We start from the raw sequence: 21,087 nt of genomic DNA, 5'->3' as shown, positions 1-21,087 counted from the left end.
TGCGCTACCTCCTCCGGTCCCGCGCGTACCGGCGCAGGCCGCGATCGACGGGCTCCAGCATGCCGGTCGCCGGACCGGGCCCGACGACGACCTCCGCCCCAGGCACGTGCACGGCCAGCCAGCCGGCCCGGCCCAGCCGCGCGCCGAGGTCGACGGCGTCGAGCGGGCCGAGGTGGCGCGGGTCGAACCCGTCGACGGACTCCAGCGCCGCGCGCCGCAGCAGCACGCACTCCGCGGCCACCCAGCCGACCGGCGCGGTGCGCCGGGGCGCGCCCGTCGGGATCCGGCTCCGGCGCAGGTCGGCGGCGGTGGGCAGGGCTCCGGCCGAGGGCAGCACGGCGCCGTCGGTGCCGCGCAGGAGCGGCCCGAGCGCGCCGGCGCGGGGGTGGCGCGCGGCCGCGTCGAGCAGGGCGTCGAGCGCCCCGGGGCCGGGTGCGGCGCGGGGGTCGAGGACCAGCACCCCGTCGACGCCCGCCGGCAGCGCCGCGACCCCGCGGTTCACCGCCGCCGCCCGCGCGAGCTCCTCGCCGACCGCGACGACCTGCGCCCCGGGCACCGACGCCCCCTCCGCGGTGACGACGACGAGCGGGCCGGGGAGGTGCGCGAACCCGTCGCCGGGCGCTCCCCACGTGACGACGCCGATCTGCACGCGGGAGACCCTAGTCGTCCGCCGGATCCAGCCCGTCGAGCTCCACCAGGATGTCGGCCGCCACGCGGTCGCCGGTGTCGGCGGCGACCTGCAGGAACTCGCGGGCGTCGTCGGGGCGTCCGACGTCGAGCAGGAAGCGGCCCATCGTGTACGCCCAGCCCGGCTCGGCGTGCCGGCGCGCCTCGGCGAACTCGGCCTGCGCGCCCAGGACGTCGCCGCGCGCGGCCAGCAGGAACTGGCCGAAGGCGGTGTGGGCGCGCAGCGCGCCCAGCTCCCCCGCCTCGCGGAACAGCACCTCCGCCTCGTCGAGCCGGGCCTGCGCGGCGCGCACCTCGGCCAGCGCGAGCACGGTGTCGGGGCGGGCCGGGTCGACGTAGACCTCGGCGGCCTCGGCCGCGGCGAGCAGGTCGCCCGCCTCGAGCTGCAGGGCGACGAGGTTGGCCGGGGCGAGCGGGTCGCCCTCCTCGGCGGCCCGGGCGAGCACGAGGATCCCCTCGGCGAGGCGGCCCTCGTCGCGCAGCAGGATGCCGAGGTCGTTGGCCGCGGCGATCTCGCCGGAGTGGATGGCGAGGCGCAGCGCGTCCTCGGCCCGCTCGCGGTCGCCGATCTCGCTGAGCGCCACGCCGAGCGGCCCGGCGAACCGCACGTGCCCCTGCGCCACCAGCGGCGTGAGCCACTCGGCCGCGGCGTGCCAGCTGCCGCTGTCGAGGTAGGCGCGGACCAGCAGGTCGGGCGCCGACTGCTCCCCGGTCGCGACGGCCTGGCGCAGCACGTCGACGGCCTCCAGCGGGCGACCCGCCTCCAGCAGCGCGGCGCCCTCCGCGGCGAGCGGCTCGACCGGGAGCGACGTCATGGAACCTCCTCGTTGGGGTGGCCCATGCTGTCAGTTCGCGCGGTCGTCGTCACCCTCTGTAGGTAGCGATCACCCTCCGGTAGGCCATTCGGCGGAGCGACTCCGGCACCAGCCGGTACCCGCCGCGCACGACGACGTTGCGGGCGAACTGCCCGCGCGAGGTGAAGCCCAGCTCCCGGAAGCGGCGCTGCACCGCGAGCTCGGCGCGCAGCTGGCCCAGCCCGCCGCGCCGCGCGTAGGCGCCCGCGCCCACCCGGTACTTGACGAGCGGCTCCGCCACGTTGGCCACCCGCGCGCCCGCGACGAGCATCTTCGCCCAGAGCAGGTAGTCCTCCATCAGCGCGAAGTCGCTGTAGCCGCCGACGGCGCGCACCAGGTCGCGGCGGTAGACGACGGTGGGGTGGTTGAACGGGTCGACGAAGCGGGCGCGGACCGCGATGTCGTCGGCGTCGACGGGCGGGGTGCGCAGCCCGACGACCTCGTCCGGGTCGTCGCCGAACTCCTGCAGCCCCGAGCCGACCAGGTCGACGCCCGACTCGATGATCGGCAGCTGGACGGCGAACCGGTGCGGCAGCGAGATGTCGTCGGCGTCCATCCGCGCGACGACGTCGTGCGCGCAGGCCTCGAGCCCGGCGTCCAGCGCGGGGCCCAGGCCGTCGTTGCGGTCGAGCTCCAGGACGTCGACGGGCACCGGGCTCTCCGCGGCCAGCCGCGCGATCGCCGCCTCCAGCGGCGCCGGCACCGGACCGTCACGCACGATGACGACGTGGTCGGGCCGGCGGGTCTGGTCCTGCACGCTCGACCGGAACGCCTCGGTGAGGAAATCGGCCCGGTCACCGGCCCAGACCGGCAACAACAGCGAGAACTGCTCGGCCACCGCCGGTTCCTCCGCCTCTCCCTGGGGGTCACGTTCCGTGAGCGTGCGGTGCGCGGTCGCGATCACCCGCGACACGCCCGCAACCTCCCGCGAGGCCGCGCCCGATGCTGCACCCTAGAGAGCAGGAGACACCGGGCACGCCGTCGGGGATGGAGCGAGGTGGAGCATGGACCCGCGCGATCTCGGGCTCTCGGGCGCCGCACTCCCCGAACCGCCCTGGCTGGCCCGCGCCGACCGGGAGCGTGACGCCCGCGCGGCGGCCCTGCGCACCGGTCTCCGCGCCGACCCGACCCGGGCCGCGGCGCACCCGCTGCGCACCGGCTCGCCGGTGCGGTCCCCCCGGGGCACCGGGTCGACGGCCCAACGGCCCGACGGCGAGCCCTGGGCCCCCGCCCCCCGCAGCTCCTCGACGCCCCGCGGCACGACGGGCGCCCGGGGAACGTCGACCGCTTCCCGTCCGCCGGGACCGGGCGCCGCCCGCCGCGGGCCGCGCGCCCCCCGCCCCGCGAAGGCCCCGCGCGCGCCCGGCCGGCTCGCGCGGAGGCTGCGGACCGCCACCGTCGTCGCCTCGGTGCTCGTGCTGACCGTCACCGGCACGGCGTGGGGCCTCTACCGCGACATCACCGCGGGCATCGTCACCACCGACGTCATCGTGGGCGGCAGCGACGGCGGCGACCAGAACATCCTGCTCGTCGGCGTCGACAGCCGCACCGACGCGCAGGGGAACCCGCTGCCGCCGGAGATCCTGCGCGAGCTCAACAGCGGCGCCGACACCGGCGTCCTGAACTCCGACACGATCATGATGCTGCACCTGCCGGCCGACGGCGGGGCCGCGGCCGCGTTCTCCATCCCCCGCGACGCCTACGTCGACATCCCCGGCTACCGCCGCGACAAGATCAACGCGGCCTACCCCGCGGTGAAGGCGCTGACCGCCGAACGACTGGTGGGCGACGGCATCGGCACCGGGGCGCAGGTCGAGGCGGAGGCCGCCCGCGCCGGGCGCAGCGCGCTGATCGGGGCCGTCGAGCGGCTCACCGGCCAGCAGATCGACCACTACGCCGAGCTCAACCTCGTCGGCTTCTACGACCTGACCCGCGCGATCGGCGGCGTCGACGTCTGCCTCACCGCACCCGTCGACGAGCCGCTGTCGGGCGCCCGCTTCGGCGCCGGCCCGCAGACGATCTCCGGGCGCGACGCGCTCGCGTTCGTCCGCCAGCGCCACGGCCTGCCCGACGGCGACCTCTCCCGCATCCGGCGCCAGCAGGTGTTCCTCGCCGCGGTCGCCGACAAGGTGCTGTCGGCGGGCACGCTGACCGACCCGGCCGCGCTGGGCGCCCTGATCGAGGTCGTGCAGCAGTCGGTCGTGCTCGACGAGGGCTGGGACCTGCTCGCGTTCGCCCGGCAGGCCTCCGACATCGCCGCCGGCAACCTCGAGTTCGTGACGATCCCGACCGCCGGGCAGGAGCGCAACGACCGCGGGGACGTGGTGCTCGTCGACCCCGACGTCGTCAGCGACTTCGTCGAGGAGCGCATCGAGGCGCAGCGGGTCGCGGCCGAGGCCGCCGCCGAGGTGCGCGCCGCGGAGCCCCCGCCGCCCGTCACCGTCATCGCCTCGCGCTACATCGTCAACGTCCGCAACGGGTCGGAGGCCGGCGGCCTGGCGGGCGACGCCCGCGCCTACCTGACCGGCCTCGGGTTCACCGGCGGCACGGTCGACAACACCGAGCCCGCCGAGACGAGCGTCGTGCGCTACTCCGGCGCCGACGGCGAGGCCGCGCGGTCGGTGGCCGACCAGCTCGGCGGCATCGACGTCGAGCGCGACGACACCGTCCCGCAGGGGCACCTCCTCGTGGTGCTCGGCGGCGACTTCGACCCGTCGGTGCTGCCCGCGCCCGCCCCGGTCGTCGACGCGTCCGCGCCGCCCCCTCCGGTGCAGGCCCCGATCACCGCGGCCGGGGTGCCCTGCATCGACTGAGGCGACCCGGGAGACTGGCGCCGTGTCCCTCACCGATGCGCTCCTGGACCGCTCCTCGGCCCGCCCCCTGATCACCTTCTACGACGACGCTACCGGCGAGCGGATCGAGCTCTCCGGCGTGACCACGGCGAACTGGGCCGCGAAGACCGCCAACCTGCTGCGCGACGAGTGCGACGTCGAACCGGGCTCGACGGTGGCGGTGCTGCTGCCCGCGCACTGGCAGACGGCCGCCGTCCTGCTGGGGGCGTGGTGGTGCGGCGCGGAGGTGGTCGGCGACCCGGTGGGCGCCGACGTCGTCCTGTGCGACAGCGACCGGATCGACCTCGCGCTGTCGGCCGCGCCGCCGCTGGGGGTCGTGGCGCTCTCGCTCGACGCGTTCGGCAAGGGCCTCACCGGCCTGCCCGACGGGGTCGTCGACTACGCCACCGAGGTGCGCCTGCACGGCGACGAGTTCGCGCCGTGGGAGCCGGTGCCCGCCACCGCGCCCGCGCTGGACGGGGCGTCGGTGGAGCGGGTGCTCGCCACCGCCCGCGACCGGGCGGCGGCGCTGGGCCTCTCGGCGTCGGACCGGGCGCTCTCGACGCTGGAGTGGTCGGCCGACGGCCTCACCGACGGGCTGCTCGCCGTGCTGGCCGCGGGGGCGTCGCTCGTGCAGTGCCGCCACGCCGACCCCGCGGCGCTGGAACGGCGGGCGCAGGCCGAGCGCACCACCGTGCGGCTGGGCGCCTGAGCCCCGTCAGCGCCCCATCGGTCAGCGCAGCAGCGAGCGCGCCATCACCAGGCGCTGCACCTGGTTGGTGCCCTCGTAGATCTGCGTGATCTTGGCGTCGCGCATCATGCGCTCCACCGGGAAGTCCTTCGTGTAGCCGGCGCCGCCGAGGAGCTGCACGGCGTCGGTGGTGACCGACATGGCGACGTCGGAGGCCAGGCACTTCGCGGCGCTGGAGATGAAGCCCAGGTTGGCCTCGCCGCGCTCGGCGCGCGAGGTGGCGACGTAGACGAGCTGGCGCGCCGACTCCACCTTCATCGCCATGTCGGCGATCATGAACTGGAGGCCCTGGAACTCGGCGAGGTGCTTGCCGAACTGCTTGCGCTCCTTGACGTAGGAGATCGCGACGTCGAGCGCGCCCTGGGCGATGCCGACGGCCTGCGCACCGATCGTGGGGCGCGTGTGGTCGAGGGTCTTGAGCGCGGTCTTGAAGCCGGTGCCCTCGGCGCCGATGATCCGGTCGGCCGGGATCCGGCAGTTCTGGAAGTAGATCTCGCGGGTGGGCGAGCCGTTGATGCCGAGCTTGCGCTCCTTGGGGCCGACCTCGAAGCCCGGGTCGTCCTTGTGCACGACGAACGCGGAGATGCCGTTGGCCTTCTTCTCCGGGTCGGTGACGGCCATGACCGTGTACCAGGTGGAGACGCCGGCGTTGGTGATCCAGCACTTGGTGCCGTTGAGCACCCAGCTGTCGCCGTCGCGCACCGCGCGGGTCTTCATCGCCGCGGCGTCGGAGCCGGCCTCGCGCTCGGACAGCGCGTAGCTGATCATCGCCTCGCCGGAGGCGATCGACGGGAAGACCTGCTGCTTGAGCTCGTCGGAGGCCGACAGCAGGATCGGGGTGAGGCCCAGGCCGTTGACGCCGGGGATGAGCGACGAGGACGCGCACACCCGCGCGACCTCCTCGATGACGATGCAGCCCGCGAGCTCGTCGGCACCCTCGCCGCCGAACTGCTCGGGGATCGTGATCGCGTGGAAGCCCGCCTTGGTCAGGGCCTCCTGCGCCTCGACGGGGTAGCGGCCCTGCTCGTCGACCTCCGCCGCGTACGGGGCGATCTCCTTCTCGGCCAGCGTGCGCACGGCGTCGCGAAGGGCCTCGTGCTCGTCGCTGAGCCGGTAGCTGTCGAAGTCGGAGTTCATGGCGCCGATCGTAACGGCACTGCGTGCCATCCGGCAAGCTCGCTGTTACCCTCCGTGCCATGACGGGCGCGACACGGCGGGGCCGCTCCGCCGAGGGCCGGGCGGAGGTCCGGCGCGACCTCGTGGCCGCCGCCGTCGCGCTGTTCCGCGACCGGGGCTACGAGGACACCACCGTCGACGACATCGCGGCGGCCGCCGGCGTCGGGCGCCGCACGTTCTTCCGCTACTTCCGCAGCAAGGAGGACGCGATCTCGCCCGACCACGAGACCGCGCTCGCCCGCATCGCGGAGGTCTTCGCGACCGCGCACCCCGACGAGCCCGTGACGAGCCTGGTGCTGCGCGCGGGCGAGACCGTGTTCGACCTCTACACCGACGACCCGCCGCTCTCCGTGGCCCGCTTCCGCCTCACCCACGAGGTGCCCGTGCTGCGCGACCGCGAGTCGGCCAGCGTCGACCACTACCGCCGCCTGTTCACCCGCAACCTGCGCCGGCGCTTCGCCGGGGAGCGCGACGGCGACCTGCGCGCCGCCGTCACCGGAGCCGCGGTGGTCGCGGCGCACAACCTCGCGCTGCGCGCCTGGCTCGACGACGGCGCCCCGCCGGCCCGGCTGCCCGAGTACCGCGACCGCTTCCGCCGCGTCGCCGACCTGCTGCCCGCCGACGAGGGGCTGCGCGGGGTCGCCGAGCGCCTGGAGATCGCGGTCGGGCGGCTGGAGCGCGGCGCCGCCTCCTGACCCCGGCGGGGCGTCAGCAGGGCGCGGTGAACGGCAGGTCCGGCACGTGCCGGGCCCACTCGGCCGCCGTCAGCGGGGCCCCGGCCGCGGCGCAGATCGCCGCCACGGCCTCCTCGGGATCGGTGAACCACACCCGCACGGTGCGGTCGGCCGCGCCGCCGAGCAGGCGGGTGCCGTCGGGCGTCCAGGCCACCGAGAACACGGCCTCCTCCGGACCGGTCAGGACGGCCCGGACCTGCGGCGCGCCCGGATCACGGACGTCCCAGGTGCGGACGGTGCCGTCGGTGCTGGCGGCCGCGAGCGCGGTGCCGTCCGGGCTGAACGCCACCGCGTAGACGTAGTTGGCCGGGCCCTCCAGCGGCGCGCCCAGCGCGATCGGCAGGTCGGGGTCGGAGACGTCGAACAGGCGGACCGTCCGGTCGGCGCTCCCGACGGCGAGCAGGCGCCCGTCGGGGCTGAACGCCGGTGAGTAGGCGAACCCGGTCGGCCCGTCGACGGTCGCCCGCAGCCGCGGCGTGGGGCCCGCGACGTCCCAGAGGTAGGTGGAGGTGTCGGCGCTCGCGGCGGCGAGCAGGCGCCCGTCCGGGCTGAACGCCGACGCGAAGACGTAGTTCGTCGCGGCCACCAGCGACGCCGTGCGCCGCGGCGCCGAGGGGTCGGTGATGTCCCAGGTCCGCACGAGCGCGTCGTCGCCCGAGGCCGCGAGCCGCGTGCCGTTCGGGCTGATCACGAGGTGCTCGACGAGCGCGCCGCTGCCGGGCAGGGGCGCCCCCAGGACGGCCGGGCGGGCGGGGTCGCGCACGTCCCACAGCCGGATGCTGCCGTCGGCCCGGCCCACCGCGAGCACGGTGCCGTCGGGGGTGAGCGCGGCCGACCCGGACACCGTCGGCCCGGGCTCCGGGTCGTCCAGCGCCGGGCCGAGCGGCTGCGCCCCGCCCGCCCCGGTGACGGTCCACAGCCGGGCCGTGTCGTCCTTGCTCCCGGGCCCGATCGCCAGCACGGCGCCGGAGTCGTCGAAGTCGAGGGCGAACACCGCGTCGTCGAAGCCGGTGAGGACGGGCCCGCGGACCGCCCACAGGTGCCCGACGCCGTCGGCCTCGCCGGTGAGCACCGTCGCGTCGTCGAGGAAGGCCGCCGTCGTGACGGGGGCGGGGTGCGGGAAGGTCGCGGTCACCGCGCCGCTGGCGGCGTCGTGCAGGCGCGTGTTGCCGTCGGAACCGCCGACGGCGACCGTCGCGCCGTCCGGGCTGACGGCCACCGCGTTGACCCAGTTCGTCGCCCCGGTGAGGGCGGGCACGGCCACCGGCGCGGCCGGGTCGGTGACGTCCCAGCGGTGCACGGCGCGGTCGGCGCTCCCCGCGAGCAGCGTGCGCCCGTCCGGGCCGAACGCCACGGCGTGCACCCGCCCGCCCGGCCCGCTGAGCGGCACCGCGCCCGGCCACAGGGCCACCCGCCCGGTCTGGTCGCCCGCGGCGACCAGCCCGCCCGACGCGGCGAGCGCGGTGAACCCGGCCGAGCCCGGCAGCGAGGACACCGCTCCGGTGCCGGGTGCCCAGGCGCGCACGTCCTCGCCCGGCACGGCCCCGTGGAGCGTGCCGTCGGCGGTGAACGCGAGCGCGGACACGGTCGCGGTGTCGAGCACGACCGCCGCCGACGGGTCGGCCACCGGCCGCAGCACCACCCCGTCGGCCTCCCCCACGGCGAGCGTCGCGCCGTCCGGGCTCAGCGCCAGCACCGCCACCTCCGACGTCGGGACGGGTGGGCCGAGCGGGCGCGGCGGGCCGTTGCCGTCGATGTCCCAGAGCTGCACCTGCGAGCCGGTCGCCGACGCCAGGATGCGCCGCGCGTCGTCGACGGCGAGGGTGGAGCCGAGCGCGGACAGCCCCGGCAACCGCGTCGGCAGGGGCGCACCCGTCGTGTTGAGCACGCTCGAGCGCGCCTCGGGCGTCGGCGCGACGCGGAAGGCGGCGACGGCGAGCTGCGCGGCCAGCGCGGGGTCCTCGGCGCGCAGCGCGTCGGCGCGCACGGCGACCTGGCGGGACACCGCGACGTCGCGGGCCTGCGCCGTCCGCCCGTCCTGCACGACGGCGTGGGCCGCGAGCGCGCCCACCACCAGCACCAGCACCGTCAGCGCTGCGACGAGCGCCCGCAGCGCCGTGGTGCGCCGCCGCTCCCGCGCCTCGCACTCCGCCTCCTGCTCCCGCCCGGCGCGCAGGAACTCCGCCTCCGTGCGGGTCAGGTCGTCACCGACCTGCTCGACGACCACCGCGAGCCGCACGCCGCGCAGCAGCAGGTGCGGGTCGCGGCCCTGCTCGCGCCAGGTGCGGGCGGCGTCGGCCAGGCTGCGGCGCGCGGCCAGCCCGGCGCGGTCGGCGTCGAGCCAGCCGTGCAGGCGGGGCCAGGCGACGAGCAGCGCCTCGTGCGCGATCTCGACGGTGTCCCGGTCGACGACGAGCAGCCGCCGCGCCACGAACGCGTCGACGTCGGTGTCCGCGACGGTCGGCGGCAGCTCGTCGCGCGCGATCCGCCGGCGCGTGTCGACGGCGTCGGGGGCGACGGTGACCAGGCGCAGGAACAGCTGGCGCACGGCGTGCTCGCGGTCGGGGCCCAGCGCCGCGAACGCCTCCTCGGCCGACGCCGCCACCGCCCCCGCGACGCCCCCCGTGCCGAGGTAGCCGCCCACGGTCATGGTGAGCCCGTCCCCGGCGCGCCAGGTGGCGAGCAGCGCGTGCCCGAGCAGCGGCAGCGCACCGGCCGGACCGCGGTCGCGGACGTCGGCGAGCAGCAGCGCGACCAGCGCCTCCTCGACGTCGACCCCGGCGGCGACGGCGGGCGCGGTGATGGCCTCGCGCAGCTCGTCGTCGGTCATCGGCCCGACCACCACCTGGTCGTGCTGCAGGGCCGCGGCCAGGGCGGGGTGCGCCAGCGCCGGACCGTAGAAGTCGGCGCGCAGCGCGAGCACGACGGCGGCCGGCAGGTCGGCCAGCGCGGCGACGAACGCGGCCCGGTCGTGCTCGGGCACCGCGGGGGCGAACAGCTCCTCGAACTGGTCGACGACGAGCACCGTGCGCACGGCGGGGTCGAGCTCGTCGCGCACGGCCGCGAGCACGTCCAGGGGCGCCCGGCCGGGCGTCCGCACCAGCGCGGCCGTGCCGGGGCGCGCCCGCAGCGCGGGGACCACGCCGGCCCGCAGCACCGACGACTTGCCCGACCCCGACGCGCCGACGACGACCAGCGGCCCGGTCGCGGCGTCGAGGCCGTCGAGCACCGCCGCGGTGAGGGCGGAGCGCCCGTGGAAGCGCTCCGCGTCGCCGGGCTCGAACGGCGCGAGACCGGGGTAGGGCGGCTGCTCCGGGGCCGCGCGGCGCCCGCCGTGGCGCAGCCGGAGGAGCGCCTCGCGCCAGGCGTCGAGGTCGGTGACGCCGCAGGCGGCGAGCACCAGCTCCATCGACGCCAGGGGCGGGCGGTGCCGGCCGGTGTAGTAGCCGCCGAGCGTGCTCGGCAGCAGGCGGGTGCGCCGGGCGACCTCGCGGATCGTCAGCCCGGCCCGTTCGCGCGCGAGCGTCAGCTCCCGGCCGAGGTCGGCCGGGGACCGGATGCGCGCCGGGTCCGGCGTCAGGTCGGTCACGGGTCCTCCGCACGTCGCAGGCCCGTGCGGTGGCACGGGCCCGTGCCGAGGGGTTCGTCCCGGACGTCCCGGACGTCACAGGTAGTTGCGCGTTCACAGACTTGCGGGGACCGGTCGCCCGGCCCCGGACGTGCGTGATCCCCGGGCCGCACCATCGGGTGCGCAAGCCGAGCTGGACGGGCTCGGGCCCGGGGATCACGGGTGACTGCCTGGGAGTCGCCGGCACCTACCGGCATTCCACGCGGTCGGAACTGCGTCCTCAGGTGCTAGCGGACAGCCACCTCACGAGTCCGGTTGCTACTCAACGCTGGACCACCTCCTCTCACGTGTGACACCACCCTACGACCGCACGGGCGGGGTGCGCCACGACTATTTTCCGGCGCCGTGCGACCACCGCAGGGGTGCGCCGGGGACGTGGTCCAGGACGGCCCGGCGCAGGTCCGCCACCGACGCCGCGCCGTCGGCGGTCGCCCCGGCGAGCACCGCGGCGACGCGGACGAACCGCGCCCACTCGACGCCCCCGGCGGTGGCGTGCACGGGCACCCCGCGCAGCGCGGCCCAGTGCTCGACGGGCGCGGTCGCGCCGGACACCAGCAGCCGCAGCCGGGCGGACGGCACGGCGTCGAGGCGCGCCAGGACGCCGGCGGGCGGATCGGCGGACGCACCGAGGTCGAGTCCGCCGAAGCGGGCGCCGAGGCGGGGGCGCGACCGCAGCGGGGTCGGGGCGGGGGCGGGGCCGTCGTCGATCCCAGCGTCGTCGGCGCCGTCGTCGTCAGCGCGGTCGTCGTCAGCGCGGTCGTCCGCGAGCAGCGCCAGCACCGCCACCGCGGCGTCGGCGTGCAGGGCGGCGAACGCGGCGGGCACCGCGTCCAGCGGCGGCCGGGTCGCCAGGCGCACGTGCCCGTCGTCGAGCGGGGCCAGGCCCCAGCAGCGCCACACCTTCGCGACCGCGACGTTGCTGATCCCCAGGTGGTCGGCCAGCAGCCGGCTCGACCAGCGCCGGGTGCCCGGGGGCGGCCGGCGCAGCGTCCGCTCGACCACCGCCACCGGGTCGACCGTGACCGGACGCCCGGCGCGCGGGGCGTCGCGCAGCCCGGGGAGGCCGTCGGACCGGTAGCGCTCCCGCCAGGTCAGGACCGTCCCCGGGGAGCAGCCGAGCTCCGCGGCGATGGCGGCCGGACCGTGGCCCTCCGCGGAGAGCAGCACGATCCGGGCCCGCCGGGCCCCCGACGACCCGGCGGAGCCCGTCTCCGCCCAGGCGCGCAGTGCGGCCGCATCCGTGGCCCCCAGTCGCAGCGGTGCAGTCGTGCGCATGGAGAGGGTGCTCCGCAACCACTCGACGGTGGCCGGGGACACGATCCCCGGGCGCCTGACGGGGAGGTGTTCGTGCGGGAGCGGACGGCCGGACGTCGGCCGATCGGGTGACGGCTCAGGCGCCGGCGGCGCGCTCGCGCAGGGCGGCGTCCTTGGTGAGGACGAGGTCGTGCAGGTCTGCCTGGAACGCCGTCATCCGCTCGCGCAGCGCGGCGTCGGAGGCGGCGAGGATGCGGACGGCGAGCAGGCCGGCGTTGCGGGCGCCGCCGACCGACACCGTGGCGACCGGCACGCCCGCGGGCATCTGCACGATCGACAGCAGCGAGTCGAGCCCGTCGAGGTGCGCGAGCGGCACGGGCACGCCGATCACCGGCAGCGGCGTGGCCGAGGCGACCATCCCCGGCAGGTGCGCGGCCCCGCCCGCGCCGGCGACGACCACGCGCAGGCCGCGGCCGGCGGCGTCGCGGGCGTAGTCGAGCATCCGCTGCGGGGTGCGGTGCGCGGAGTACACGCCCACCTCCCACGGCACGTCGAACTCGTCCAGCGCGGTGGTGGCCGCCTCCATGACGCGCCAGTCCGAGTCGCTGCCCATGATCACGCCGACGACGGGCTCAGGCATGCGTGGTCTCCTTCTCCGCCTCGGCGCCGTGGATGGACCAGCCGTCGGCCCACTCCGCGGTGGAGAGCCAGTGGGCCGCGAGCGCGGCGCGGGCGCGGACGGCGGCCATGTCGTCACCGAGCACCGTGACGTGCCCGACCTTGCGCGCGGGGCGCTCGGCCTTGCCGTAGAGGTGCACCTTGACGTCGGGGAACCGCGCGAACAGGTGGTGCACCCGCTCGTCCACCGACATGTCGACCGGCCCGTCGGCGCCCAGCACGTTGGCCATCACGACCGCGGGGGCGGTGGGGCCGGTGGCGCCGAGGGGGTAGTCGAGGACGGCACGCAGGTGCTGCTCGAACTGCGAGGTCCGCGCGCCCTCGATCGTCCAGTGCCCCGAGTTGTGCGGGCGCATGGCGAGCTCGTTGACGAGCAGGGACCCGTCGGTCCGCTCGAACAGCTCGACGGCCAGCAGCCCGGTGACGCCGAGCGCGCCGGCCAGGCGCAGGGCGAGCCGCTGCGCGCCCGCGGCGACCTCCTCGTCGAGGCCGGGGGCGGGCGCGAGGACCTGCACGCACTGCCCCGCCTCCTGCACCGTCTCGACGACGGGCCACGCCGCCGCCTGCCCGTACGGCGAGCGGGCCACCAGCGCGGCGAGCTCGCGGCGCAGCGGCACGGCCTGCTCGACCATCAGCGGAGTCCCGGCCGCCAGCAGCTCGTCGACCAGCGCGGGGTCGGCGGCGTCGAGCATCCAGACCCCGCGCCCGTCGTAGCCGCCGCGGACGGCCTTGAGCACGACCGGCCAGCCGTGCTCGCCGCCGAACGCGTCGACGTCGGCCGGGGAGTCGACGGTCGCGAACGGCGGCACCGCGGCCCCCAGCTCCGACAGCCTGCGGCGCATCACGAGCTTGTCCTGGGCGAACAGCAGGGCGTCGGGCCCGGGGTGGACGGTGACGCCGTCGGCGACGAGCGCGCGCAGGACGTCCTGCGGCACCTGCTCGTGGTCGAACGTGACGGCCGCGCAGCCCGTGGCGAACGCGCGGACCGCGGCGAGGTCGTCGGCGGCCCCCGCCCGGACGTCGGCGCACACCTGCGCGGCGGGCTCACCGGTGCCCGCGGCGAGCACCCGCAGCGACTGCCCCAGTGCGATCGCGGCCTGGTGGGTCATGCGGGCGAGCTGTCCGGCACCGACCATGCCGACGACGGGGAGGGGGGACGGGTCCACGGTGACGGGAGCCTACGCGAGCGCCGCCGTCGGCCCCGGGACGGCGTCTGGAAGGATCGTCCGGGTGTCCGTCGTCGAGTCGGTGCTGGCCCGGATCCCCCAGCCGTACCGCTCCGTCGCCATCAGGCACCGCGAGCTGATCAAGTTCGCCATGGTCGGCGGCACCACGTGGATCATCGACACCGCCCTGTTCCTGCTGCTGAAGAACACCGTGCTGATCGAGAAGCCGCTCACCGCCAAGATCATCGCGGTGCTGGTGGCGACCATCGCGTCCTACGTCCTCAACCGCGAGTGGTCCTTCCGCACCCGCGGCGGCCGCGAGACCCACCACGAGGCCCTGCTGTTCTTCGTGGTCAGCGGGATCGGGGTGGCCGTCTACACCGCCCCGCTCGCCGTCTCGCGCTACCTGCTGCACCTGAGCGTGCCCGACGTCAGCCTGTTCACCCAGGAGGTCGCCGACTTCGCCAGCGGCCAGATCGTCGGCGTCCTGCTGGGCATGGCGTTCCGGTGGTGGGCCTTCCGCCGGTTCGTCTTCCCGGACGAGGACGTGCGGCGGCAGGTGCCGGACCGCGGTGCCGACGAGCCCGCCCCGGCCGAGGCGCCGGACCGGCCGTAGGCCTGACCGGCCTTCCCTCGATCACCGAGACCCGGCGACCGCCCTCGCGCCGCGCACGGCCGGGTGATCATCGAAAGCGCACCACCACGGCCCCACCGACGGCGCTGACGTCACACTCCCGACGATCACCAGCCGGGCGGGTCGAAGCCGGCCTCCGGCGGCCGGGATCACCGAGACCGCACCGTCAAGGTCCCGGCCACGACCCTGGCGTCACACTCCCGACGATCACCGCCGCCGAGCAGCCGTGATCACCAGAACCGCACCACCAAGGCCCCACCGGCGACCCTGACGTCACACTCCCGACGATCACCCTGTTCCCTCCCGGGTGATCACCAGGACCGCACCCCCACGGCCCCACCGGCGACCCTGACGTCACACTCCTGACGATCACCAGCCGGGCGGGTCGAAGCCGGCCCCCCACGACCGTGATCACCGAAACCGCACCGTCAAGGTCCCGCCGACGACCCTGGCGTCACACTCCCGACGATCACCGCGGCGAGCAGCCGGTGATCGCCGAAATCGCACCGACACGGCCCCTCGGACGACCCTCATGGCACGTTCTCGGTGATCACCGGACAACCTCACCGCGGACTGCTCGGCAACCGCCCCGGCGCCACGACGTCGTCCGCACGCGCGGCGGGCAGGAAGATCGTGAAGGTCGGGGGGCGGGCGCGGGAGAGCTCCAGCCGCCCCCCGTCGGCCTCGACCAGCGCACGGGCCAGGGCCAGGCCGATGCCGGTGGACGAGCCGACCGACACCCCGCGCTCGAACACGTGGGCCACGAGCTCCTCGGGCACGCCGTCGCCGGCGTCGGTCACCTCGATCACCAGGCTCTTCTCGGTGGCCCGCGCGGCGATCACGACCGTGCCGCCGCCGTGGCGCAGGGCGTTGTCCAGCAGCGCGCCGACCGACTCGCGGATGCGGGCGGGAGTCACCCGGGCGAGCAGGCCGTCGGGCACGCGCACCTTCAGCGCCCGCCCCGCCGCCCGCAGCGCCGGGCGCCACTCCTGCGCGACCGCCTCCAGCCCGGCCCGCAGGTCCACCGGCTCCGCGCCGGCCGCGCGGGCGGCGCGGGCGGCCTCCAGCAGGTCGTCGAGGACGGCGGCCAGCTTCTCGGCCTGCTCCAGCGCGGCGAGGGCCTCGGAGCGGGCGCTGGGGTCGGGGTGGGTGGTGAGCTCGTCGAGGCGCAGCTGCAGGGCGGTGAGCCGGCTGCGGAGCTGGTGGGAGACGTCGCCGACGAGCTGGCGCTCGCGCTGCACGAGCTCGGCGAGCGCGGCGGCGGAGGCGTCGAGGACCTCGGAGACGGCGTCCAGCTCGGGGATGCCGTGGCGGGCGGGCGCGGAGCGGAAGTCGCCGGCGCCGAGGCGGGCCGCGCGGTCGGCGACGTCACGCAGGGGCTCGGCGAGGCGGCGAGCCGTCAAGGTGGCGACGACGGTCCCGACGGCGACCGACAGCACCACGAGCAGCAGCACCACGAGCGTGACCTGCACCTGCTGCCCGAGCAGCACCGCCCGCGGCTCCTGCATCGTGGCCGTGCCGCCGGAGCCGAGCGGGAGGGTCTCGGTGACCGGGTCCGCGCCCACGTCCGCGCCGATCACCAGAGGCGGGCGCCCGGCCTGCTCGAGCACCAGCCGTCCGCCGGCGGGCACGGCCAGCTCCAGCCCGGGGACGTCGACGGCCTCGCCGGGGCCCTCCAGCCGGGTCGCGACCTGCTCGAGGCGCGAGGTCAGCTCGGCGCGGTCGAAGTCGTCGACGAGCTGCCAGGTGGTGATCGCCAGCGGCCCGCCCAGCACGAGGGCGGTGAGGGCGACGACCAGCAGGGTCGACTGGAGGATCCGGCGGCGCACGGCGTGGGCCTAGTCGTGGTTGAAGCGGAAGCCGACCCCGCGGACCGTCGCGATCCGCCGCTCCCCGCCGATCTTGCGACGCAGCCAGGACATGTGCATGTCCAGCGTCTTCGACGTCTTCATCTCCGGGTCGTTCCACACCTCGCGCAGGATCTCCTCGCGCGTGACGACCTGCCCCGCGCGCAGCAGCAGCACGCGCAGCAGCTCGAACTCCTTGTTGGCGAGCCCGACCTCCTCGCCGTCGACGAGCACGCGCCTCCCGGACAGCTCCATCCGCACCCCGGCCACCTCCACCGCCTCCGGCGTGAGCCGCCGCAGCAGCGCCCGGACCCGCGCGAGCAGCTCCGCGAGCCGGAACGGCTTGCCGACGTAGTCGTCGGCGCCCGCGTCGAGCCCGACGACGAAGTCGACCTCGTCGGTGCGCGCGGTGAGCATGAGCACCGGCAGGTCGGGGTGGTCCAGCCGCACCCGCCGGCAGACCTCGAGGCCGTCCATGCCGGGCAGGCCGAGGTCGAGGACGAGCAGGTCGACGTCGCCGGCCTGCACGCGGTCCAGCGCGGCGAGACCGTCGGTGGCCACCGCGACGGCGTAGCCCTCCCGGGTCAGTGCGCGGGAGAGCGGCTCGGCGATCGCGGCGTCGTCCTCGGCGAGCAGGACGGTCGTCATGGTGGTCACACTAGGCGGGGCAGACTGCGGCACGTGAGCGACTCCGATCTCGATCTCGCCCTCCGCATGGCCGACGCCGCCGACGCCCTGAGCCTCGACCGCTTCCTGGCCGCCGACCTGCGGGTCGAGCGCAAGCCGGACCGCACGCCGGTCACCGACGCCGACACCGCCGTCGAGGAGGCCCTGCGCGCGCTGCTGGCGGCCGAGCGACCCGGCGACGCGGTGCTCGGCGAAGAGGAGGGCGGCACCGTCGACGGGGCGGCGCGCGGGTGGGTCATCGATCCGATCGACGGCACCAAGAACTTCTCCCGCGGCGTGCCGGTGTGGGCCACGCTGATCGGGCTGACGGCCGCGGGCACCGCGACGGTCGGCGTCGTCAGCGCCCCCGCGCTGGGCCGGCGCTGGTGGGCCGCGCCCGGGGAGGGCGCCTGGACCCGCGACTCCCCCACCGCGGCGCCGCGCCGGATCTCGGTGTCGGGGGTGGCCGACCTCGGCGACGCCTACGCCTCCACCACCGACGCCCGCGGGCTGGGCGAGCGCTGGGCGCGCCTGGGCGCGGCGGTGTGGGAGACGCGCGCGTTCGGCGACTTCTGGCAGCACTGCCTGGTCGCCGAGGGCGCGATCGACGTCGCCGTCGACGCCGCCGCGAACCCCTGGGACCTCGCGGCCCTGGTGCCGATCGTCCGCGAGGCCGGCGGGCGACTGGGCTCACTGGACGGGGCCGACGGCTTCGCCGGTGGCGACGGCATCTCCTCCAACGGCCTCCTGCACGACGCCACCCTGGCCATCCTCACCCCCTGACCGCACCCCGGAGACCCGCGAGTCGGGGTCTGAGTGCGAGCGAGTCGGGCTCTCGTGGCGAGGCTGTGACCGGGGCGCTGCCGGGTGACGTGCCACGGGCAGCCACCCGACCGCGACTCGCGCACCACGAGACCCCGACTCGCGGGCAACGAGACCGCGACTCGCGCGCAACGAGACCCCGACTCGCGGGGAGGGGGGCGGTGCGGACGGCTCGCGGGTGTCGGGTGTGTCGGGGCCGGTGGCGGGACCGCCGTAACCTGGAACCACCATGACCGAGCCGCTCACCCGCCCCGCCCCCGCCGGCTCCATCGCCGCCCAGGCGCTGCGCCGGCGCACCTTCGCCGTGATCTCCCACCCCGACGCGGGCAAGTCGACGCTCACCGAGGCGCTGGCCCTGCACGCCGAGGTGATCGACTCCGCGGGCGCGGTGCACGGCAAGGCCGGGCGCAAGGGCGTGACCTCGGACTGGATGGAGATGGAGCGCGCCCGCGGCATCTCCATCACCTCCGCGGTGCTGCAGTTCAGCTACCGCGACCACGTGATCAACCTGCTCGACACCCCCGGCCACGGCGACTTCTCCGAGGACACCTACCGCGTCCTCGCCGCCGTCGACGCCGCGGTGATGCTGCTCGACGCGTCGAAGGGCCTCGAGGCGCAGACCCTCAAGCTCTTCGACGTCTGCCGCAGCCGCGGGATCCCGGTGCTCACGTTCGTCAACAAGTGGGACGTGCCCGGCCGCGAGGCCCTGGAGCTGCTCGACGAGGTGGAGCAGACGATCGGGCTGCGGCCGATGCCCGTCACGTGGCCGGTCGGCATCGCGGGCGACCTGCGCGGCGTCGTCGAGTGCGCCACCGGCGAGCTGCGCCGCTACGCCCGCACCGCGGGCGGCGCGACGAAGGGCGAGGTCGAGGTCCTCACGCCCGAGCAGGCCGCCGAGCAGGAGCCGCTCTACACCGAGACCGTGCTCGACGAGCTGGAGCTGCTGCGCGAGATCGGCGCCGGGTTCGACGAGGACGACTACCTCGCCGGCACCGCGACGCCCGTCCTGTTCGGCGCCGCCCGCCACGGCGTCGGTGTCGGTCGCCTACTCGACGCGCTCGTCGACCTCGCCCCGGCCCCCGCCCCGCGCCCGGACGCCGAGGGCACGCCCCGCGAGCTCGACACCCCGCTGTCCGGCCTGGTGTTCAAGGTGCAGGCGGGCATGGACCGCAGCCACCGCGACCGCACCGCGTTCCTGCGCATCAACTCCGGCCGCTTCGAGCGCGGCATGGTCCTCACCCACGCCGGCACCGGCCGCCCGTTCGCCACGAAGTACGCGCAGGCGGTGTTCGGCCAGCAGCGCACCACGCTGGAGGAGGCCTTCCCCGGCGACATCGTGGGCCTGGTCAACGCGGGCGCGCTGCGCCCGGGCGACACGCTCTACGCCGACGAGCCGGTGCAGTTCCCGGCGATCCCGAGCTTCGCCCCCGAGCACTTCGCGGTGGTGCGTGCCAAGGACGCGGGCCGCTACAAGCAGTTCCGGCGCGGGATCTCCCAGCTCGACTCCGAGGGCGTCATCCAGGTGCTGCGCTCGGACCGCCGCGGCGACCAGGCCCCCGTGCTCGCCGCCGTCGGCCCGCTGCAGTTCGAGGTGGTCACGGCGCGGCTGGCCGACGAGTTCGGCGCGCCGGTGTCGCTGGAGCAGCTCAACTACACCGTCGCCCGGCTCACCGACGAGGCCGGTGCGCTCGTGCTGAACAAGGAGAGCGAGACCGAGGTGCTGCAGCGCTCGGTCGACGGCGCGCTGCTCGCGGTGTTCGTCAACAAGTGGCGGATGGAGACGATCCGCCGCAAGCACGAGGGCGTCATGATGGAGCCGCTGCTCGCCGGGGCCGTCGACCGCTGAGCCCTCGCGCCGGGCCAACTCTCACGTGCCGGTAGGGTCACGCTCCGTGACCCGCCCCGCCTGGCTCGCTCCCCGCGTCCTGCGCACCGAGGCCCTCTCCGGACTCGTCGTCGCCCTCGCCCTCATCCCCGAGGCCATCGCGTTCTCGATCATCGCGGGGGTCGACCCGCGCGTCGGCCTGTTCGCCTCGGTGACGATGGCGGTCACCATCGCGTTCACCGGCGGGCGCCCGGCGATGATCTCCGCGGCCACCGGGGCGGTGGCGCTCGTCGTCGCCCCGCTGGTCCGCGACCACGGCCTGCAGCACCTCATCGCGGCCGTGCTCCTGGGCGGCGCCATCCAGATCGCGCTGGGCCTGGCCGGCACGGCGCGGCTGATGCGGTTCGTGCCGCGCAGCGTGATGGTCGGCTTCGTCAACGCGCTGGCGATCCTGATCTTCGCCTCGCAGCTGCCCTACCTGGTGGGGATCCCGTGGGTGGGGTGGGCGCTGCTCGCGGTGGCGCTGGCCGTGCTCGTCGTGCTGCCCCGGCTGACCTCGGCCGTGCCGGCGCCGCTGGTGGCCATCGTGGCGCTCACCGCGTTCACCGTGTCCGCGGGCGTCACCGTGCCGACGGTCGGCGACCAGGGCGAGCTGCCCGACGGCCTCCCCGTCCTCGGCCTGCCCGACGTCCCGTTCACGTTCGGCACGCTGGCGGTCATCGCGCCCTACGCGCTCGCGATGGCCGTGGTCGGGCTGCTGGAGTCGCTCATGACGGCCAAGCTCGTCGACGAGATCACCGACACGCCCTCGGACAAGACGCACGAGTCGTGGGGCCAGGGCGTCGCGAACATCGTCACCGGCCTGTTCGGCGGCATGGGCGGCTGCGCGATGATCGGCCAGACGATGATCAACGTGCGGTCCGGCGGGGCCCGCACCCGCGCGTCGACGTTCCTCGCGGGCGCGTTCCTGCTGGTGCTGATGCTCGCGCTGGGTGACGTCGTCGGGACGATCCCGATGGTCGCGCTCGTCGCCGTGATGGTGATGGTCGCGGTCGGCACGTTCGACTGGCACAGCGTCGCCCCGGCCACCCTGCGCCGGATGCCCTACAGCGAGACCGCGGTGACGGTGGCGACGGTCGCGGTCACGGTGGCCACCCACAACCTCGCCTACGGCGTGGGCGTCGGCGTCGTGGTGGCGTCGGTGCTGTTCGCGAGGCGCGTGGCGCACGTCGTCGAGGTGACGGCGGAGCGTGACGGCGAGAAGGCCGTCTACCGCGTCACGGGCCAGCTGTTCTTCGCCTCCTCCGGCGAGCTCGTCACGGCCTTCGACTACGCGGGCGACCCGCCGTCGGTCGTCGTCGACCTCTCCGGAGCGCAGGTGTGGGACGCCTCGACGGTCGCCGTCCTCGACACGATCACGGCGAAGTACCGCGCCCGCGGCACCACCGTGACGATCACCGGGATGGATCCGCGCAGCGCCTCGCGGCACGCGGCCCTGGCGGGGCACCTGGACGCGGGGTGAGCGATGATCGCC

General features: G+C 76.0%; 17 protein-coding genes. 7 read left to right on the top strand and 10 right to left on the bottom strand.

All coding sequences use genetic code 11. The annotated features are described in order from the left end of the window. Window positions 1–4: 4 nt before the first annotated feature. The 3 genes from HOP40_RS13530 to HOP40_RS13520 are packed head-to-tail and all read right to left on the bottom strand — an operon-like array spanning window position 5 to window position 2,379. Entirely contained in the window at window positions 5–649 is a 645-nt protein-coding gene (locus HOP40_RS13530; protein ID WP_172158348.1) for a glycosyltransferase family protein, read from the bottom strand. A 10-nt stretch (window positions 650–659) separates the two neighbouring features. Continuing rightward, window positions 660–1,502, bottom strand: a complete 843-nt coding sequence (locus HOP40_RS13525) for a tetratricopeptide repeat protein (protein ID WP_172158347.1) — start codon at window positions 1,500–1,502, stop codon at window positions 660–662. A 49-nt stretch (window positions 1,503–1,551) separates the two neighbouring features. After that, window positions 1,552–2,379 (bottom strand): glycosyltransferase, encoded by an 828-nt coding sequence (locus tag HOP40_RS13520; RefSeq protein WP_240157652.1) that lies wholly within the window; start codon window positions 2,377–2,379, stop codon window positions 1,552–1,554. A 166-nt stretch (window positions 2,380–2,545) separates the two neighbouring features. On the opposite strand from HOP40_RS13520, the gene HOP40_RS13515 reads away from it, so the two are divergent. Both HOP40_RS13515 and HOP40_RS13510 read left to right on the top strand, forming a co-directional pair. After that, entirely contained in the window at window positions 2,546–4,354 is a 1,809-nt protein-coding gene (locus HOP40_RS13515) for an LCP family protein (RefSeq protein ID WP_172158346.1), read from the top strand. A 22-nt stretch (window positions 4,355–4,376) separates the two neighbouring features. Further along, the gene (locus tag HOP40_RS13510; protein WP_172158345.1) at window positions 4,377–5,084 is read left to right on the top strand and encodes a TIGR03089 family protein; all 708 of its coding nucleotides are present in this window, start codon (window positions 4,377–4,379) and stop codon (window positions 5,082–5,084) included. A 21-nt stretch (window positions 5,085–5,105) separates the two neighbouring features. Here the strand turns inward: HOP40_RS13510 and HOP40_RS13505 are convergent, their stop codons facing one another. Next, on the bottom strand, window positions 5,106–6,260 hold the full coding sequence (locus HOP40_RS13505; protein WP_172158343.1) for an acyl-CoA dehydrogenase family protein: 1,155 nt from the start codon (window positions 6,258–6,260) through the stop codon (window positions 5,106–5,108). A 59-nt stretch (window positions 6,261–6,319) separates the two neighbouring features. Here HOP40_RS13505 and HOP40_RS13500 point away from each other — a divergent pair, with 59 nt between their 5' ends. After that, window positions 6,320–6,994 carry a TetR family transcriptional regulator gene (locus tag HOP40_RS13500; protein WP_172158342.1) on the top strand — a complete coding sequence of 225 codons (675 nt, stop codon included), beginning with the start codon at window positions 6,320–6,322 and terminating at the stop codon, window positions 6,992–6,994. 13 nt (window positions 6,995–7,007) lie between these two features. Here the strand turns inward: HOP40_RS13500 and HOP40_RS13495 are convergent, their stop codons facing one another. The 4 genes from HOP40_RS13495 to HOP40_RS13480 form a co-directional block, all read right to left on the bottom strand. Further along, complete coding sequence (locus HOP40_RS13495) at window positions 7,008–10,622, bottom strand: nSTAND1 domain-containing NTPase (protein WP_172158341.1); 3,615 nt, start codon at window positions 10,620–10,622, stop codon at window positions 7,008–7,010. A gap of 369 nt (window positions 10,623–10,991) precedes the next feature. Continuing rightward, the gene (locus tag HOP40_RS13490; protein WP_172158340.1) at window positions 10,992–11,936 is read right to left on the bottom strand and encodes a helix-turn-helix domain-containing protein; all 945 of its coding nucleotides are present in this window, start codon (window positions 11,934–11,936) and stop codon (window positions 10,992–10,994) included. 115 nt (window positions 11,937–12,051) lie between these two features. Continuing rightward, a complete protein-coding gene (gene purE, locus HOP40_RS13485; protein ID WP_172158339.1) occupies window positions 12,052–12,555 on the bottom strand; it encodes a 5-(carboxyamino)imidazole ribonucleotide mutase in 504 nt (167 codons plus the stop codon). Further along, window positions 12,548–13,759, bottom strand: a complete 1,212-nt coding sequence (locus tag HOP40_RS13480) for a 5-(carboxyamino)imidazole ribonucleotide synthase (protein WP_172158338.1) — start codon at window positions 13,757–13,759, stop codon at window positions 12,548–12,550. The genes purE and HOP40_RS13480 overlap by 8 nt, the downstream gene beginning before the upstream one ends. Window positions 13,760–13,823: 64 nt before the next feature. Here HOP40_RS13480 and HOP40_RS13475 point away from each other — a divergent pair, with 64 nt between their 5' ends. Next, window positions 13,824–14,375 (top strand): GtrA family protein, encoded by a 552-nt coding sequence (locus tag HOP40_RS13475; protein ID WP_205347181.1) that lies wholly within the window; start codon window positions 13,824–13,826, stop codon window positions 14,373–14,375. Between the two features lie 581 nt (window positions 14,376–14,956). Here the strand turns inward: HOP40_RS13475 and HOP40_RS13470 are convergent. Beyond that, a complete protein-coding gene (locus HOP40_RS13470; protein ID WP_172158335.1) occupies window positions 14,957–16,222 on the bottom strand; it encodes an ATP-binding protein in 1,266 nt (421 codons plus the stop codon). Between the two features lie 9 nt (window positions 16,223–16,231). Further along, entirely contained in the window at window positions 16,232–16,888 is a 657-nt protein-coding gene (locus tag HOP40_RS13465; RefSeq protein ID WP_172158332.1) for a response regulator transcription factor, read from the bottom strand. A 66-nt stretch (window positions 16,889–16,954) separates the two neighbouring features. Between HOP40_RS13465 and HOP40_RS13460 the strand changes: the two genes are divergently transcribed. From HOP40_RS13460 to HOP40_RS13450, 3 genes are all read left to right on the top strand, one after another. Then, entirely contained in the window at window positions 16,955–17,689 is a 735-nt protein-coding gene (locus tag HOP40_RS13460; protein WP_172168287.1) for an inositol monophosphatase family protein, read from the top strand. A 268-nt stretch (window positions 17,690–17,957) separates the two neighbouring features. After that, window positions 17,958–19,574, top strand: coding sequence for a peptide chain release factor 3 (locus tag HOP40_RS13455; protein ID WP_172158330.1), 1,617 nt, complete (start codon window positions 17,958–17,960; stop codon window positions 19,572–19,574). Window positions 19,575–19,620: 46 nt separating this feature from the next. Beyond that, the gene (locus HOP40_RS13450; protein ID WP_240157651.1) at window positions 19,621–21,075 is read left to right on the top strand and encodes a SulP family inorganic anion transporter; all 1,455 of its coding nucleotides are present in this window, start codon (window positions 19,621–19,623) and stop codon (window positions 21,073–21,075) included. The last annotated feature ends 12 nt before the right edge of the window (window positions 21,076–21,087 follow it).

This window comes from Pseudonocardia broussonetiae (assembly GCF_013155125.1).
Taxonomy (GTDB): domain Bacteria; phylum Actinomycetota; class Actinomycetes; order Mycobacteriales; family Pseudonocardiaceae; genus Pseudonocardia; species Pseudonocardia broussonetiae.
This window is presented reverse-complemented; position numbering and strand designations above follow the sequence as displayed.

Coding starts and splice junctions, on each gene's coding strand:
- HOP40_RS13525 (WP_172158347.1), bottom strand. CDS start 1,502: ATGACGTCGCTCCCGGTCGAGCCGCTCGCCGCGGAGGGCGCCGCGCTG.
- HOP40_RS13515 (WP_172158346.1), top strand. CDS start 2,546: ATGGACCCGCGCGATCTCGGGCTCTCGGGCGCCGCACTCCCCGAACCG.
- HOP40_RS13505 (WP_172158343.1), bottom strand. CDS start 6,260: ATGAACTCCGACTTCGACAGCTACCGGCTCAGCGACGAGCACGAGGCC.
- HOP40_RS13500 (WP_172158342.1), top strand. CDS start 6,320: ATGACGGGCGCGACACGGCGGGGCCGCTCCGCCGAGGGCCGGGCGGAG.
- HOP40_RS13490 (WP_172158340.1), bottom strand. CDS start 11,936: ATGCGCACGACTGCACCGCTGCGACTGGGGGCCACGGATGCGGCCGCA.
- purE (WP_172158339.1), bottom strand. CDS start 12,555: ATGCCTGAGCCCGTCGTCGGCGTGATCATGGGCAGCGACTCGGACTGG.
- HOP40_RS13465 (WP_172158332.1), bottom strand. CDS start 16,888: ATGACGACCGTCCTGCTCGCCGAGGACGACGCCGCGATCGCCGAGCCG.
- HOP40_RS13460 (WP_172168287.1), top strand. CDS start 16,955: ATGGCCGACGCCGCCGACGCCCTGAGCCTCGACCGCTTCCTGGCCGCC.
- HOP40_RS13455 (WP_172158330.1), top strand. CDS start 17,958: ATGACCGAGCCGCTCACCCGCCCCGCCCCCGCCGGCTCCATCGCCGCC.